This is a genomic window from Paenibacillus xinjiangensis (assembly GCF_059686975.1).
In genome coordinates, this window is sequence record NZ_JCAALS010000022.1 from 1 (window position 1) to 15,277 (window position 15,277).

Consider the following 15,277-nt stretch of genomic DNA (forward strand, 5'->3'; position numbering starts at 1 on the left):
GCATATTGTCCTTAGGAATAACCAAGTTGTAGAGTTCAAGATATGGACTTACGACCATTGTTTGCTGCATTTGAATCATTAGCTCACCTGCTCCCTTGTAATGCTTTAATTATACAAAAAAAAAGGTACATCCTCCTCATTTTATGAGTGAATGTACCTTTCTTGCCTCAAGGGGACTTTTTCAGTGGCCTCGTAATGGGTGGGGTTTGTGTTGCTGGGGACTATGGGGATTCCATTGTGAGGTGAGGTTAAGGAGATAGGGCTTGACCTCATATCTTTAATGGATGATGTTGTAATTGGTAGATAATTGAATTAAAGAAAGGGATGTATTAAACGGTCATACCTGACCTTTTAATACATCCCCTTTCTCATCCCTATGAAGTTGTTAGTGCTGACAATCCTCGCAGATGCCGTACACCTCGAATCGATGTCCGCCAATCTTGAAGTTGTCTGGCAAATTAATGGACTCCATCGGACAAAAATCAAATGTAGTCGTCTTCTCACAATTCGTGCAAATCATATGGTGATGATGGTGGGTCATACAGCTCGCCTTGAACTTCAACCCGCCGTCCATTAAGTAGAACTGCTCCAAGACACCCATCTCGCTCAACATGCGTAGATTGCGATAGACTGTATCTAGACTAACTCCTGAATACTTGACCTTCATTAGGTCATAGACATCCTTAGGAGAGAGATGCTGATCATTCGTAACGAATATTTCAGCCAGCGTACGTCGCTGATCTGTAATTCTCCAGCCGTTCCTAGCCATTGTATCAACCATTTGTTGAATCGTGCTGCGCTCCGACATGACAATCCCCTTCCATGCGGTTTGCTTATATTGTGAACCAAATGAGCATAGGAAGTCAAGACAATAGGGCAAAGCTGCAGACCTGTAGAGCAGATCAACAGCTTGGTATGGCCTATTCGTTCAACGCTTTAATTAGAGCTTCCAAATTATTGTTCATTACCCCAATGTAGTCGAGGTTGTTAGCTGTCTCTTCTTGCGTAAGCCCCTCTAATGGATTAAGGACAGCTGTCTGCGCACCAATCTCATCAGCGATCGTCTGAGCAATCTTCGGCTCGACAAGCGTCTCGAAGAAAATAGTGCGGATATTATGCTCCTTGGCCAGCTCGACAACGGCTGCCATCTGCTCTGGGGAAGGCTCTTGATCAGGGGATAGCCCCGAGATCGGTACTTGAGTCAGTCCGTATTGCTGTGCCAAATAACCGAACGCAGCATGCTGCGTTACAAATTCTGTTCTTGCCGCACCCTCAAGTCCAGCTTGGAATGCCGTATCCAGCTCTTGAAGCTTCGCTATATAGGCATCTGCATTAGCCTTATATTCCGCTTCATGGGCAGGATCAGCCTTAATCAGCGCTTCCTGAATCGCTGCGACTTCTTGCTGAGCCAAGACAGGACTCAACCAGACATGCGGATCAAGCGTATGCTCATGCTCCTCTTCTGCCTCATGGGAGTGCCCCTCCTCTTCCTCCTCAGCCGCATGCTCAGCTTCAGCATCAGCATCATGGTCATGCTCAGCCTCAGTGGTACCATGGCTATGCTCTTCACCTTCCATAAGCTCGATGCCGTGGCTTGCTTCTACATCGATCCGCTGATCACTCGGAGCACTCGACAGAGCTGAGTCCACCCACTCCTCGACAATACCGTTGTAGACGAACACATCGGCTTCTTGAATTGCAGCCATATCTTTGGCAGATGGCTCCCAATCATGAGGCTCTACGCCTCCTGGCACCAGCATAACGACATCAGCGTGCTCTCCAGCAACCTGCTTAGTGAATTCATACATGGGATAAAATGTCGTCACTACCTGCAGCTTAGCCTCAGCCGTATTCGCTGACTCAGGTGCATTGCTGCTATTCGCAGCCTGATCAACCGCTGCCCCGTTATTATTGCTTCCACAGCCAGCCAATATCAGTGCTGCTGCTGCGAAGACCGCTATCATTTTACTAGACCATACTTTCATTCTCTGTACCTCCTGAATGATGAATAGATGATTGCTCAGACATACGGGGAAATCGTGTATTCCCTTCTCTGCCTGCTGTGCGTGTCTTTCTTCCTGCGAGCTGATTCGCTTTGATCCATAGTTTCTTCACCAGTATTCCCGTCACAAGCATAAGCAGCAGCGTTAACGCTATCGAGCCTCCTGGCGGTGTACTTAGCTCATACGAAGCCGTTAAGCCAGTAAATACGCCCACTAATCCAATTCCCATCGCGATGACCAGAGCTGCCGTGAAGCTTGGCGCTATTCGGATGGCAAGTGCGGCAGGCAGCACAATAAGAGCAGATACAAGCAGTACACCGACAATGGGCATAGCTGCGGCTACGATCATTCCCGTAATTACACTAAAGGCTAGTGATAGCCAGTCTACTGGAATGCCGTTTGTTGCAGCTGTCTCCTCATCGAAGGTCATTTGGTATAGCGGCCTGCGGAACACAATGAAGAATAGAGCGCCCACAATGGCTGTGCCTATCATAAGCAGCAATTCCTCTTGATTAACAGCAACAACAGAGCCGAATAAGTAGGAGGAGAAGCTTTTGCTAATCCCTTGATTCAAGTTCATTAGGACCACTGCACTCGACAAGCCGCCAATCATAATAATGGCAATCGATATCTCACTATAGGTTTTGTATGCTCGTCTAACGTACTCCACAATGACAGCGCCGATAATAGCGACAACAAATCCGGTCATCGTCGGATTCATATGAAGATAAGCTCCAGCAGCTACTCCAGCGAGTGATACATGCGAGAGCATATCGGCCATCAGCGCCTGACGCCGGAGCATCAGATAGACACCGAGGACAGACGCAACCAGAGCGATTATCCCACCGGCGTAAAATGCCCGCTGCATGAAATCGTAGTGCAGCATTTCCATCCTCCTTCCTCCTTCCGCTCCAGCTCAATTATGCGATCTGTATAGGGGCTGACCTCAGGCAGATTATGAGTAACCATAACGATCGTCCGTCCATGCGCCTTCACATGATGATCCATCAGCTCGTGGAATCCGAGTCGGCTTGCTTGATCCATCCCGGTAGTAGGCTCATCCATGATGAGCATATCCGGCCGCTGAGCCAATGCCCGGGCCATACAAATCCGCTGCTTCTGCCCACCAGACAGCTCTCCGATCCGCCTGCCCCGCAGCTCCCACATGCCTACCTGCCTAATCGCTTCTTCTGTGACAGCATGATCCTCAGCCTGAAGACGGCGCAGCCAGGAGCCGCTCGCATATGTACCAGATCGGACGAATTCCATTACCGTGCTGGGGAAGCCACTATTGAACGAAGCAATCTGCTGCGGAACATATCCTATGGCCAGCTTCTTGCCTGCAGCATTGCGCTTAGCCAGCTGTATATCTCCACTCCATGGCTTCAGCAGACCAAGCCCGAGCTTCAACAGTGTTGTTTTGGAAGCACCATTAGGCCCTGTTACCGCTACGAACTCGCCAGATTGAATATCTATACTTGCCCCTTCAAGGCAAGGCACATCGCTATAGCCGAAGGTAACATCCTTCATTGCAAGTAAACGCATAGCTCCTCCCCCTCTCGCTGTATGTATAATCTATATGATTGACTTGCAGATATATTGTAATTATTACGATTAGTAGTTAGAGAAAAAAGGATAATATAGCCATGGCAGCACATTCACATCTGCCAGATCAAGCTTCTCTTTGTATTCCGCAGCACTTTAATAGTAATCATTACGCTTTAGTGAGTATATCAAGATCATTTCCCCACGTCAACCTTACCTAATCAAAAAAGCAGAGGGCATATGCGCCATCTGCTCTCTCTGCTCATTGTCTCTTCAATAAATCCTCACGCACAGGCGAGAACGTATCCAGCAGCGCAGACGGTTCAAGTGCGGTCACTCCATGCTTCGCGTGAGAAGGAATATAAATAGTCTGTCCCGCTCCAATAATAGACTCGGTTCCATTGATCCGGAAGGCAATGCGGCCTGACAAGCAATAGCTCATTTGCTCATGTGGATGACTATGCTCGTACCCCTCGGCACCAGCCTCGAAATGCACCTCCATCATCATAAGTCCCTTACCCGCATTCAGAATACAACGTTTCACACCGGGCTCTGCATTCTCCCAAATTCCCAGATTGCTCATTGTTCGTTCTGCCTCTCATGTATGGAATTGTCTAGGATCGTACAAGCGTGTTTAAGGTAGGCGGTGAAATCTACTATGAACCATAGTTCTATGCCAGGAGAGTGGGAATAGACAGGAGCAACCATCCCGTATTCCCTGGGATGGTTGCTCTGTGTGTCTAATCTACTTGCTGCTCTTCCAAGCTTCAAGTCCAAGCGCAAGTGAACCCGAGAGACCTGCATTATCACCAAGACCTGGCGGTACAATAAATTCATCCAAGTTCTGAAGAAGCATCTCGTGTTGGATATACCCATTCAAGTTCTTGCGCACTTCAGCGCGGATGAGAGGAAATAGTTGCTTTTGGTGCATTACACCGCCACCCAGAATAATCTTCTTAGGGGAAAGCAGCAAAATAGTTCCAGCAAGAGCCTGTCCGATATAGAAGGCTTCCATTTGCCAAGCCGGATGCTCTGGCGAGAGCTCGCTCCCTTTTACACCCCAACGCTTCTCAAGTGCTGGACCCGCAGCCATTCCCTCCAAGCAATCACCATGATAGGGGCAGAACCCCTCATAGGTATCCTCTGGATGACGACGTGTCAATATATGACCACCCTCAGGATGAACAAGTCCATGAATCAGCTTCCCTTCGGAATAGACGCCAACGCCTACCCCTGTACCTATCGTATAATAGACACAGCTATCTAATCCTTGAGCTGCTCCCCAGACCGCTTCGCCAAGAGCTGCTGCATTCACATCGGTATCCCAGCCGTAAGGAACATTGAATTCCTTCCTCAGCGTACCGAGAAAATCATAGCCGCTCCAACCCGGCTTCGGCGTTGTCGTTACATGACCATATTGAGGACTGGAAGGATCGATATTAATCGGGCCGAAGGTACCAACGCCGATTGCATCTACCTCTTTGTCACGAAAATACTCCATTACATTCGCTAGAGTCACTTCAGGCTTTTCTGTAGGAAAGCTCACCCGATCCTCGATGATCCCCTGCTCATTACCGTACCCGCACACGAATTTCGTTCCGCCTGCTTCAATAGCTCCAATGCGCATTTCTTATTTCCTCCGTCCGATTAGGATATGACGCCACTCTCTCTATAGAAGCACCATATCTGCATTCGTATCTCGTTGATAGCTAATTAACCACTTTCCTCATCCAATTCCTATCCTATCCTATCATTTTCTGCTGCTCCATACATAGAACTAATCTTTTTAATTCTGTTAGCTTTCTTGCTCAGAAACAGAAAAGGAACACCAAGATCTATGGCCGGCCTGTGCTTGAGCCTTCTTTTCTGTAACGATCCAGTTGCTCGCGCAGTTCCCGCTTCCCGTCCTCCTCACAGAAAGCAGCATCAATGGCATGTCCTGCAACAGAGATGGCATCCTCTTCTGACCAGCCGCAATGAGCCGTAACCTTAGCCCACTCCTCATTCGGATTAATATTTAGCAGCTCTGGATCATCCGTATTAACCGTAACTCGGACCCCTGCTTCCACAAGCTTCTTTAGAGCATGAGATGCTCGTTATAGAGATCATCACGCTTATCATGACTCCAGTAATACTGTTTTTCAGATGAGTTGACTTGTCCGGTGTTTATTACAATATAAGATAAATCCCCTTTTCCCCATATCGATATCCGTTCATAGCTAACTAGCAGGGGATCATTCGGAATGTCTATCCACTCATCAAGATTCGAGTCATACAGCCTCCATAATGGTTTGTAACTCTCCCCCCTCATAATGGAGAACTATCGCATAACGATGACCTATTCCATAGATCCTCATGAGCTGGGCTGCATGAACAGGAGATGGATAAGGGAATTTCTCTTCGAATTCGTCGAGCGCCATTCTAGCTGCTCAGGTGCTTTCTAATGTTTCACAATTAAGCTTATGGAACCAAACGAAGCTGCAGTCCTCTTCCATATGTTATAAAATAACGTGGCCTTCCCGCCAACACTGCTCAAATTCACCACATTGGATTCTTCAAACATGAATGAGTCTGTACGGTTATCACTTAGGTAATGGCGCATAATGCCTCGAATGGGCATCGGTTCGCCTGAGCCATCCTGGATAACTTCGAGCTTGAATAATTGAGAGTCCTGAAGAATAAGATCAGTCCCACAAATACTGAAATTAGAATAGCTCTGTACGTTATAAATGTTCATACCTAACCTCCCTCGAAGTTAAACTCCATTATAAACGACTAGCTGAGCATATGAAAAACCGTCAGGGATGCATAGTGCGTCCCTGACGGTTTTCTGCTATTCCAGCGTTCTCATCGTACGCAGCACACCATAGATCCCATTCACTACACCCTCCGGCACGAACTTGAATTCGATCTGCTTCTTTCCGCTGACGAACTCACCTGGAATCGGATAGTGCTTCGTAATGAAGCTGCGTTGCCGCTCAAATAGATCCCGTATCTCTCATGATGCTGTTGATAATGTCGGGTAAAAACAAGCCGTTCATCTTCATCCGTATTCCTCAGCTTGAACGCCAGCTCGCCGCCTTCCCTAACCACATGCTGCTCAATACCTGCGAGCCATTCATCCACGCTCATGCCTGACGTGATAATGAAATCCTTAACAAGCATTCGACGTGTCGGCACTTGTACGAGTACCCCCGTCTGAGCCTTAGTCAGATCCTCGGTACCAAGTGCTGCGCTCAGCACAACCGGTCCGTATTGGAATCCAACCGCATGTTGATTGTACGGCAGATGAGTAGAACACCTGCATCGGGAGCGTTACCGCAAGCGTATCACCATGCTGCCATTCCCGATCGATCACGACATAGTGTCCATTAACCTCGTGAGTAAGACGTTCCCCATTCAATCTTACAACGATACAGTCAGTCCTCAAACACAATTAGTCTTGGAGCTTGAGAATTATTCACTTTACAATGAGGGAGAGAACGGCAAAAAAAACGTAAGCAGCAGCCCCCGAGCTTCTCAAGGTATGCGCAGCAAACGGCTCTAAACGCCGGCTGCTGCAATGCTTAACGACACACCATTTTCCCGATAGATTTCAGCTTCGCACTCATCCAGCCGGTAATCGGTAATAATTTCATCGAAATCATCAATGCTCGCAAACACGGCGAGCGACGTATAGCTGAATTTGGTGGAGTCGGCCAGCAAGATGCTTTTTCCAGCCGCATTCATCGCCATCTGCCTCGCGCCGACAAGATTCGGCGACCACGCCATCGCGCCTTTGGCATGCGAGACCGCTTCACAGGTCATAAATGCGGCATCTACCGTAATCGAACTGAGCATTTTCTCCGCGTAAATGCCATCCAGACTGTAAGCCCACTTGCTCAGCCTTCCCCCCGTGCAATACACATCAAAGCTTCCGAAACGCTCCTCATTCGATAGCAGCAGCGCCGTATGCAAATCCCGTGTAATAATCTTCAAGTTTTTGAACTGCTCCAGCTCGTCCACCATCGTCGCAACCGTCGTTCCCGCATCCAGAATAATGCTCATGCCGTCCTGAATATGCTTTGCAGCTTCCTTCGCGATATACAGCTTCTCGGTCTGATTCTCGCTTGCGCGCTGATCGTACTTGGAGCCCATGAACCGTTTAATTTTCACTGCCCCGCCGTGCGACCGCTGTATCTTGCCCTCGGAGTGCAGCAAATCCAAATCACGGCGTATCGTCATTTGCGATACGTTGAATTTATCCGCCAGTTCAATAATAGTAACCTGCCGCTGTGATTCCAGCATCTTCATAATTTCATGCTGCCGTGTGCCTATTAGCATCGGATTCATCCTTCCACCGCGATACGAGCAATCATAACGGTCGTTTTTTCATTAATTATAGCAAAATTAAATAAACAATTGTCATTTTTTATGCGTACCGAACGCAACATACCGCACCGATTCCCATTGTTCGCGCAGCAGCGGAAGCTCCCATTCCGTACGCGGCGCCGCTGCTCTCAGCCAGCCTCCGGCGCGGTATATCCATCGCCTCTCCGGCAGCATGGTGAACAGCTCCTCCGGTGATCTTGCATCGATTACGACGAAGTCGGCCTTATTGCCGGATGTTATTCCGTAACCCTGCAAGCCCATAACGGCCGCTGGCATTTCCGTCACCATACGCAGCAGCTGGCGCAAATCGGCTGGCGCTCCCATATGGGCGGCGTAGCCGGTAATAAGCGCGATTTGCAGCAGATCTCCACGGCCGAACGGATGGAACGGATCATGAATGTTGTCCGAAGCCGCTGCCACCGTAATGCCCGCAGCCGTAAGCTCCTTGACGCGCGTAACGCCCCGGCGGACCGCAACCTCGTCGCCCCGGCCCTGCAAATACAAATTGACGGCGGGCAGCGTAACCGCATGCAGCTTCGCTTCCGCCATGCGGCTGATAACAGCCGCAGCAGCTTCATTCTCCATAGAGGCGAGCGAGCAAATATGATCGACTGTCACCCGGCCCTGAAAGCCGTATTCAATCGTCTTCTCCGCAATATAAGCCGCTGTCTGTTTATCGGGATTGTCCGTCTCATCGGCATGCAGATCGATCGGGCAGCCGAATTGCTCGGCCAGCGCGAAGATTGTGTCGATGCCTGCTTCAGGATGATCGGCTAAATGCGGCGCACCGCCGATGCCGTCCACGCCCATAGCAAGCGCTTCCTTCATCAGCACAAGGTCCGCTGCCGATTCATTCCGGTAGCTGAGCATCGGGAACAGTTGAAGCTGCACGTAAGGAGCTAGCTTCTGCTTCACTTCCAGCGCGGCCTCCACCGTTTGCAGCGCGACGGACGCGCCTGCCTGCGTATTGAAATCCAGATGCGTTCGAATGGCCGATGTACCGAAGGCCGCCGCCTGCAGCCCGGTGCGAAGCATTCGATCCATCAGCTCCTGTTTCGTAAAAGAAGGGGCGAGCTGCGAATAGTTGATAATCGCCTCCATAAGCGTACCTGATTCATTGCCAACCTGAGGCAGCGAAAAAGCTTTGTCCATATGCATATGCACATCGACAAAGCCAGGCAGAACGAGCTTCCCTTCCGCGTCGAGGCAGCGTAGCCCACCGATTGCTCCAGGCTCGTCGAAGGAATGATAGCCTTCCTTGTCGAGCCAGCCTTCCTGCGGCTGCACGTCCTCCCATTTTCCACCTTGAACCGTCAGCGTATACAGCGCATCGCCGTCCGTGAGCGGCAGCCTTGCATTCACAATCGTCAAGCTGTTATCCATTGACCTCACCTGCTTCTGTTCTATCTTGAGTTGCGAACTCTATTCCACCTTGTTGACGAGGGGCGTAAACCCTTCGATTCGGCATTCTACAGTGTCGCCTCCGCGAATGACGACAGCGCCCGGCGTACCAGTCAAGATCACATCGCCCGGAAGCAGTGTCATCACCTGCGAATGGAACGCAACCACGTACCACGGCTGGAACCGCATGTTGCTAATGAGATTGCGATGCTCAAGCTTGCCATTATGATGCGTTTCGACCTGTAGAGCCCGCACATCGTCAACGACATCTGGTGTAATCAGCTCAGAGCCGAAGCCAAAGAACGTATCGAAGCTTTTCGCACGCGTCAGGAAACGCTGATTCTTCCCATGAATGTCGGCCGCCGTCACGTCGAGTGATAACGCAAAACCTGCGACGACGCCCGGCGCTTCCGCTTCGGTAATATTTTTGCATGTTTTGCCGATAACGATCACAAGCTCGGCCTCGGCCGTCACCTGCTCCGATTGCGGCGGAAGCACGATGGCGTCATCTGGCCCGATCAGCGTCGTGTCCGGCTTCATAAAGCTGACTGGCTCGGCATCCGCCGGAATGTCCTTCAGCTCGGCCGGGTCTTTTACATAGTTCATGCCGATGCCCCAAATTTTACGGGGATGACGGTAAAGCGGCGCCGCTTCCGCTTCGCCCGCCGGGATCACTTCGAGCGAAGCCAGCTTAGCTTGCCCACCATCGTTATACCATGCCGTCAGGCTGTCAAGCCCGCCCGACTGAAGCAGCCCAAACACATCCGTGCTCCAGCCTGCCTGCTCCGCTTCGTTGATCGCCGCAATAGAGACCAGTCCCGCTTCCATCGAAATGCAGGCTTGCTCGATCCCTTTATAAGTAACGGTTGCAAGCTTCATCGTTCAGCCACTCCCTATCGTTGAATAAATTGCTCAATTTCGAAACGGCTGATCTCCAGAAATGCCTTCGCCAATATTTCCGCGTTGCGCTCCTGAATAAGGCGGCCTTTCTCGGCTGTCGCAACCGTGGCATCGCCCATAATGCCGCTCGTAGAAATATCGTCCATTTTCCAAGCGAATCGGATTTTGCTTTCCAAGGTCAGAAACTCGAAGCGGCTCATATCCGGCATTTCACGCACTGCATATTGCATCTCCACCCAATCCGGCTTCACCGCCAGCAGAATCGACGTTTCATAGTCGCCTCCATGGATGCCGTATTCGAGCTCATCCGCCGGGATAATATCCGATGCGGTGTCCAGACTGCTCGGTGCTAGCTGGAATACCATCAGTCCGGTAGAAATCCGAATTTCCCGTGCCGCCACATTCAGCAAATCCTTGTTCCCACCATGCGTGTTGAACAGAAGCAATCGGCGGAAGCCGCTCACATGAAGACTGCTTGCAATGTCCTTCACAATGCCCATCAGCGTCTCCGCCGACAGCGAGATCGTTCCCGGAATACCGATATGCTCATTGCTCTTGCCGTACGAAATCGGAGGCAGCATCCAAATATTCGCATTCGGATCGACATGCTCCATGGCCTGCGTCAGTGTCGCTTCACCTATGAGCGCATCCGTCATAATCGGCATATGATCACCATGCTGCTCAATGGCGCCGATGCTCAATATAACAAGCGCATCCTCCTTCCGAAGCTCCTTCACTTGCTTACGGGTCAGACGCGGCAAGAAGCGCTGCTCCCAAGCCTTGCCTTCATATCTAGTAAACATATCACGTATCCCCCTATTATCATGAGCATTGCGCCGCAGACGCTATATCGCGTCTGCCGCCTCTGCTTGCAGCTTCGTAATTTGACCGTCTATCCATTTAAGCAGCTTTAAATCCTGCTTCGCTCCGGCAATGATCGACAAGCCGATCGGTGCGCCGTCTACCGTGCCTGCCGGAATCGTTACCTGCGGCAAGCCGGAGAGGCTCGCGATGCAGCTCAGCTGCATCGTACGAACGCGCCGCAGCTCATTCGCCTCGCCGCTGATGCCGCGCTCCGGCGCCGTGCCCGGAATTGTCGGGATCACGAGCAGGCCGTCTTCGCCAAGCAGCCCGCGCAGCCTTGCGCGCGCCTCTTTCCACAGCTTCAGCAACGGCTCGCTCTCCGCTTCGTTCAGTGTGCTTGCCCATGCAAACCGTTCGCCGATGCTTTCTTCGAACACAGGCTTCTCGCGTTCAATCCATTCCCCGTGCGTCCGCCAAATATCAAGCCCTTGCGCCGTCCGGAACGCTTGAAGCCATTCCTTCAGCCCCTCCGGTGAAACCGTTATTTTGTCCACATGGCCTGCCGCCTGCTCAAGCGGCTTTGCAAACCGCTCCAGCGCTTCCCGGCATGCCGGTTCTGCCATTGCCCAAGCATCCTCCGCGAATAAAATGCGGCTGAATGCCGGGGACTCCTCGTCAAGCTCGTCAAGCTCGCCAAGCAGCGCCTTGCCTACTTCCAATAATGTTGTTGTATTTCTTGCCATCCAGCCGACCGTGTCAAAGCTTGGCGCCAGCGGGATGACGCCGTCTATCGCTACATATTCATGCGTCGGGCGGATGCCGAATAGGCCGCAGTAAGCGGAAGGAACGCGAACCGAGCCTCCTGTATCGGTACCGAGCGCGAAGTCCGATAAGCCAGCTGCTACGGCAACCGCAGAGCCGCTCGACGAACCGCCCGGTATCCGATCCGGCGCGGCCGGGTTAACCGGCGTGCCGAAATGCATATTTTCGCCGTTCAAGCTGTACATCAGCTCGTCCGTATGGGTCGTGCCTGCCATACGTGCGCCGCTGGCAAGCAGCTTGCCGATGGAAGAGGCCGTAACCTCCGAGAGGCCGTGCGTACGACGCCAGTCTGGATTGCCTGCCGTATTGGCGTACCCTTTAATGGCGAATACGTCCTTGACCGAGAACGTCAAACCGCTCAAGTGGCCTTCTCCCATCGGGTTTAATACGATACCTTCCTCAACGAATGCATTCCAAGCGTCTTTCATTGATTACCTCCATCCCGCTCCATAAGGCTTTCCTTGCGATGCCTGCAGCATTTGTATTTACTTGGAAATCCCTCTCAGAATAGCCAAATCCTCTTCATCAAGGCTTGCCGACGGACCGTTTTTGATCAAATCAGAAAATTTCTCGTCTGGAATCATCGTTGTCAGCACATACAGGCGGGCTGTGCCAGTATTTTTAACCTGATGATTGTTGCCAGGAGGTACGACGAAGAAAGAGCCTGTACGAATATCGACCTCCGTTTCGCCTACGAGCGCTTTGCCCTCGCCAGCAAGCACATAAAAATATTCAAACGCTTCGGCATGCTCGTTCGGCGGCGTTTGGCCATCCACATCAAAAATCTCGACAACCGAGACAAACGGAACCTGTTCACGATCACACAGCAGCACGAATTTATTCGAATCTTGCGGGGAAATTTTGTACACCGGGCAATCCTCGAAATGTCCGACAACCGTTTTGTTATATTCTAAGCTCATATTCATCTTCCTCTCAGTGGTTGGTTTTCATGGCTTCTATTAATAAAGAAGATTCGGTTATAAACCCATAGCATTGTTTAATATTGTAGAGAGTCGCTTCCGTGCAAAAAGCGGGAGAGTTCGTCGCGCTGCAATCCTCGAGCAGAATCGCGTCATAGCCCGAATTAACCGCATCCTGCAGCGTCGCCATCACGCATTGATCGAGATTGACGCCCGAGAAAAGCACCGTATGCACGTTCATGTTGCGCAAAATGCTGTCGAGATGCGTATCCCAGAAGCCGCTCATCCGGTATTTGTCAACATGAATGTCCTCCGGCTCAGGCTGCAAAGCATCGATGATCGCAGCACCCCAGCTGCCCTTCTCCAGCACACGGGACTCATTTGCAGGAAGCGGATCGCCGATTCCGCGGCCCGCGCCGTCGCCGTTGTAAACGTGAATAACAGAGGGGCTGATGTTCAGCCGATCCGGCCGGTTGCCCCAACCCAGCCAGATAACCGGAACCTCCGCTTTGCGCAGCTCCGGCAGCAGCCGGTTCAGCGGCTCGGCGGGCTTTTGCAGCACCGCGTAATTGCCCCCGATGTAATCGACCCAGCCGCCTTTGGAGCAAAAATCGTTCTGCATATCGACGACAACAATGGCGGTATGGTTCAGATCGAAGGTCAACCGCTGCGGCTGTGCCGCAACCGTGACCGCGTTCGGCTCCGCCGCCTTTCGCCGCATGTCGACATCGGTACCTGAGACATTCCAATAGCTCCTCGCATTGCCCAGCTGACGCATCTTATTCCCCTCCCTCTATAATCGGAAGCTCCATATAGGATACGGCGCCTTCCGCGCTCTTCACCGCAACGCTTGCAATGAGCAGGCTGTCTTCACCGGCTTTATGCTTATCCACGGCGTTTATGCCGTTTGGATGGCGGGCAATCAGCGGGAACGCGCTGCCCGTCAGCTCCAGCCTAATGGCCGAACCGGCAGGTATTTCGGCGGCAATCGGGCGCAGCACGATGGATACTTCCGTCCAATCATCGTCTCCCTCTCCAGCCTCAGAGCAAATCTCCGTCCGTCCAATGCCTAGAAACCGCGCCTTCCCGTCCGGCGTTACCGCCGACAGCGTGGCGACCAGATCCGTCGGTCCGGCGAGCGTCTGCGTCTGTACGGTTACTTGCGGCGAACCGAAAACGAAGAGGCTGGCGGCAAGATCCCCGCTTGTGTACACCAATATTTCGTAGCGATCCTGAAGCGAGCTCCGCTCGGCTGGCAAGTATCCTTCGCTCTTCATCGGAAGACGCGCGTCGTACACGAATACGTCCGGCCCCGCCGCTGCCATTATTTCCGCCTCTGAGGAGGTCAGCTTGCCGCCGCCAAGCATGCCGTTCGAAGGAATATCCGAACCGGACAGGTAGAATCGCTGAACCTCGGTTGTGCCCGCAGCCGGCAGACGTTCCGCGGTCCGCCACTGCTTGCTTCCCTGCTCGAAGTAGCGCACCGGCGCCTCTTCGAGCAGCGCGTCGTCCTTCGTTCCCTTCAGCCAATAATCGAACCATCTCAGCTGCTCCTTATGGATGCCGCCATCCGCATCAGCGCCGTGATCTACCCCACCCGCCATACGTCCCCAAGGAATATGCGCCCAAGGCCCGATAACGAGCCGCTGGAACGACTCCTTCGTCCGGGGCATGTCCTGAAATGCTTCAAACGACTGCAGCGTTCCCATCAGGTACGTATCGTACCAGCCTCCAATATGCAAAGCAGGAATCGGCTTGTGTGCCGTAAGGCTTGGAAGCCAGTTTCTTTCCTGCCAATATTCGTCGTATTCGGTGTGTCCAACCCAGTCATAATAGGTCGGAAAATATTGATCCAGTATCGGATGCGAATCCGCTACCGGCATATGGTAGAGCAAATCCTCCGGATGTCGCATCACCTGTGAGCAGTATTCCATCGCTTTATTGTCTCCAGCCCGTTTGGCCGTATCCCGCGCCAGTTGGAACGCCCACGGCAGTTTGTCCCCGAGCGCGAAGCTGCCGTGCGGATAAAAGGTGCCGTGATATAAATCGGATGGGCACATGCTTGGCGCAATGGCCTTCAAGGCAGGCGGCTCTTCAGCGGCCGCAGCCCATTGCGCAATACCTTGGTAAGAGAAGCCGTACATACCGACATTGCCGCTGGAGCCCGGCAGCGCAGCCGCCCATTCCACGGTATCATAACCGTCAGTCGTCTCTTGCACAAACGGGGTAAATTCCCCTTCTGAATCTCCTCTGCCCCTTACGTCTTGAATGACGACGATGTAGCCATTCTGCGCATACCAGACAGGATGCGCGTGGCTGACCGTCGAGGCTATCGCCCGTCCGTAAGGCTGCCGCATCAGAAGCACGGGATACGTACCGGTGTTATCCGGCATATAGATATCGGCATACAGCGTAATGCCGTCGCGCATGACGCACGGCACTCCGCGTTTAATCATCACATCTCCAAAACGCATATGGTTTGCCCCTCTAAGTAGGTTGTAGTTGCTGCAT

General features: G+C 52.0%; 17 protein-coding genes and 1 pseudogene. All 18 read right to left on the minus strand.

Annotated elements, in window-relative coordinates; genetic code table 11:
* Positions 1-385: 385 nt before the first annotated feature.
* The 18 genes and pseudogenes from AC6ESP_RS20375 to AC6ESP_RS20460 all read right to left on the minus strand — a co-directional run bounded on the left by AC6ESP_RS20375 (position 386) and on the right by AC6ESP_RS20460 (position 15,240).
* Positions 386-808, minus strand: coding sequence for a Fur family transcriptional regulator (locus tag AC6ESP_RS20375; protein WP_497098579.1), 423 nt, complete (start codon positions 806-808; stop codon positions 386-388).
* 112 nt (positions 809-920) lie between these two features.
* A complete protein-coding gene (locus AC6ESP_RS20380) occupies positions 921-1,985 on the minus strand; it encodes a metal ABC transporter substrate-binding protein (protein ID WP_497098580.1) in 1,065 nt (354 codons plus the stop codon).
* Positions 1,969-2,895 (minus strand): metal ABC transporter permease, encoded by a 927-nt coding sequence (locus AC6ESP_RS20385; RefSeq protein ID WP_497098581.1) that lies wholly within the window; start codon positions 2,893-2,895, stop codon positions 1,969-1,971. Before AC6ESP_RS20385 ends, AC6ESP_RS20380 begins: the two co-directional genes overlap by 17 nt.
* Positions 2,841-3,548 carry a metal ABC transporter ATP-binding protein gene (locus tag AC6ESP_RS20390; protein ID WP_497098582.1) on the minus strand — a complete coding sequence of 236 codons (708 nt, stop codon included), beginning with the start codon at positions 3,546-3,548 and terminating at the stop codon, positions 2,841-2,843. The genes AC6ESP_RS20385 and AC6ESP_RS20390 overlap by 55 nt, the downstream gene beginning before the upstream one ends.
* A gap of 262 nt (positions 3,549-3,810) precedes the next feature.
* On the minus strand, positions 3,811-4,131 hold the full coding sequence (locus tag AC6ESP_RS20395) for a cupin domain-containing protein (protein ID WP_497098583.1): 321 nt from the start codon (positions 4,129-4,131) through the stop codon (positions 3,811-3,813).
* A gap of 162 nt (positions 4,132-4,293) precedes the next feature.
* Positions 4,294-5,175: an ROK family protein gene (locus tag AC6ESP_RS20400; RefSeq protein WP_497098584.1), complete on the minus strand. Its 882-nt coding sequence runs from the start codon at positions 5,173-5,175 to the stop codon at positions 4,294-4,296.
* A gap of 208 nt (positions 5,176-5,383) precedes the next feature.
* Positions 5,384-5,626: pseudogene (locus AC6ESP_RS20405) on the minus strand (hypothetical protein); the annotation flags it as partial.
* Positions 5,627-5,988: 362 nt separating this feature from the next.
* The gene (locus tag AC6ESP_RS20410; RefSeq protein ID WP_497098585.1) at positions 5,989-6,285 is read right to left on the minus strand and encodes a hypothetical protein; all 297 of its coding nucleotides are present in this window, start codon (positions 6,283-6,285) and stop codon (positions 5,989-5,991) included.
* A 143-nt stretch (positions 6,286-6,428) separates the two neighbouring features.
* The gene (locus AC6ESP_RS20415; RefSeq protein ID WP_497098586.1) at positions 6,429-6,791 is read right to left on the minus strand and encodes a hypothetical protein; all 363 of its coding nucleotides are present in this window, start codon (positions 6,789-6,791) and stop codon (positions 6,429-6,431) included.
* A complete protein-coding gene (locus tag AC6ESP_RS20420) occupies positions 6,754-6,978 on the minus strand; it encodes a hypothetical protein (protein ID WP_497098587.1) in 225 nt (74 codons plus the stop codon). The genes AC6ESP_RS20415 and AC6ESP_RS20420 overlap by 38 nt, the downstream gene beginning before the upstream one ends.
* Positions 6,979-7,091: 113 nt before the next feature.
* The gene (locus AC6ESP_RS20425; protein ID WP_497098588.1) at positions 7,092-7,880 is read right to left on the minus strand and encodes a DeoR/GlpR family DNA-binding transcription regulator; all 789 of its coding nucleotides are present in this window, start codon (positions 7,878-7,880) and stop codon (positions 7,092-7,094) included.
* Between the two features lie 72 nt (positions 7,881-7,952).
* Positions 7,953-9,302 carry an amidohydrolase family protein gene (locus AC6ESP_RS20430; RefSeq protein ID WP_497098589.1) on the minus strand — a complete coding sequence of 450 codons (1,350 nt, stop codon included), beginning with the start codon at positions 9,300-9,302 and terminating at the stop codon, positions 7,953-7,955.
* A gap of 39 nt (positions 9,303-9,341) precedes the next feature.
* Positions 9,342-10,199 (minus strand): fumarylacetoacetate hydrolase family protein, encoded by an 858-nt coding sequence (locus AC6ESP_RS20435; RefSeq protein ID WP_497098590.1) that lies wholly within the window; start codon positions 10,197-10,199, stop codon positions 9,342-9,344.
* Between the two features lie 14 nt (positions 10,200-10,213).
* On the minus strand, positions 10,214-11,023 hold the full coding sequence (locus tag AC6ESP_RS20440; protein WP_497098591.1) for a creatininase family protein: 810 nt from the start codon (positions 11,021-11,023) through the stop codon (positions 10,214-10,216).
* A gap of 42 nt (positions 11,024-11,065) precedes the next feature.
* Positions 11,066-12,274: an amidase gene (locus AC6ESP_RS20445; RefSeq protein ID WP_497098592.1), complete on the minus strand. Its 1,209-nt coding sequence runs from the start codon at positions 12,272-12,274 to the stop codon at positions 11,066-11,068.
* A 57-nt stretch (positions 12,275-12,331) separates the two neighbouring features.
* Positions 12,332-12,766 (minus strand): cupin domain-containing protein, encoded by a 435-nt coding sequence (locus tag AC6ESP_RS20450; RefSeq protein ID WP_497098593.1) that lies wholly within the window; start codon positions 12,764-12,766, stop codon positions 12,332-12,334.
* A gap of 13 nt (positions 12,767-12,779) precedes the next feature.
* Entirely contained in the window at positions 12,780-13,544 is a 765-nt protein-coding gene (locus tag AC6ESP_RS20455) for a cysteine hydrolase family protein (protein ID WP_497098594.1), read from the minus strand.
* 1 nt (position 13,545) lies between these two features.
* Positions 13,546-15,240: a CocE/NonD family hydrolase gene (locus AC6ESP_RS20460; protein WP_497098595.1), complete on the minus strand. Its 1,695-nt coding sequence runs from the start codon at positions 15,238-15,240 to the stop codon at positions 13,546-13,548.
* Positions 15,241-15,277: the final 37 nt, after the last annotated feature.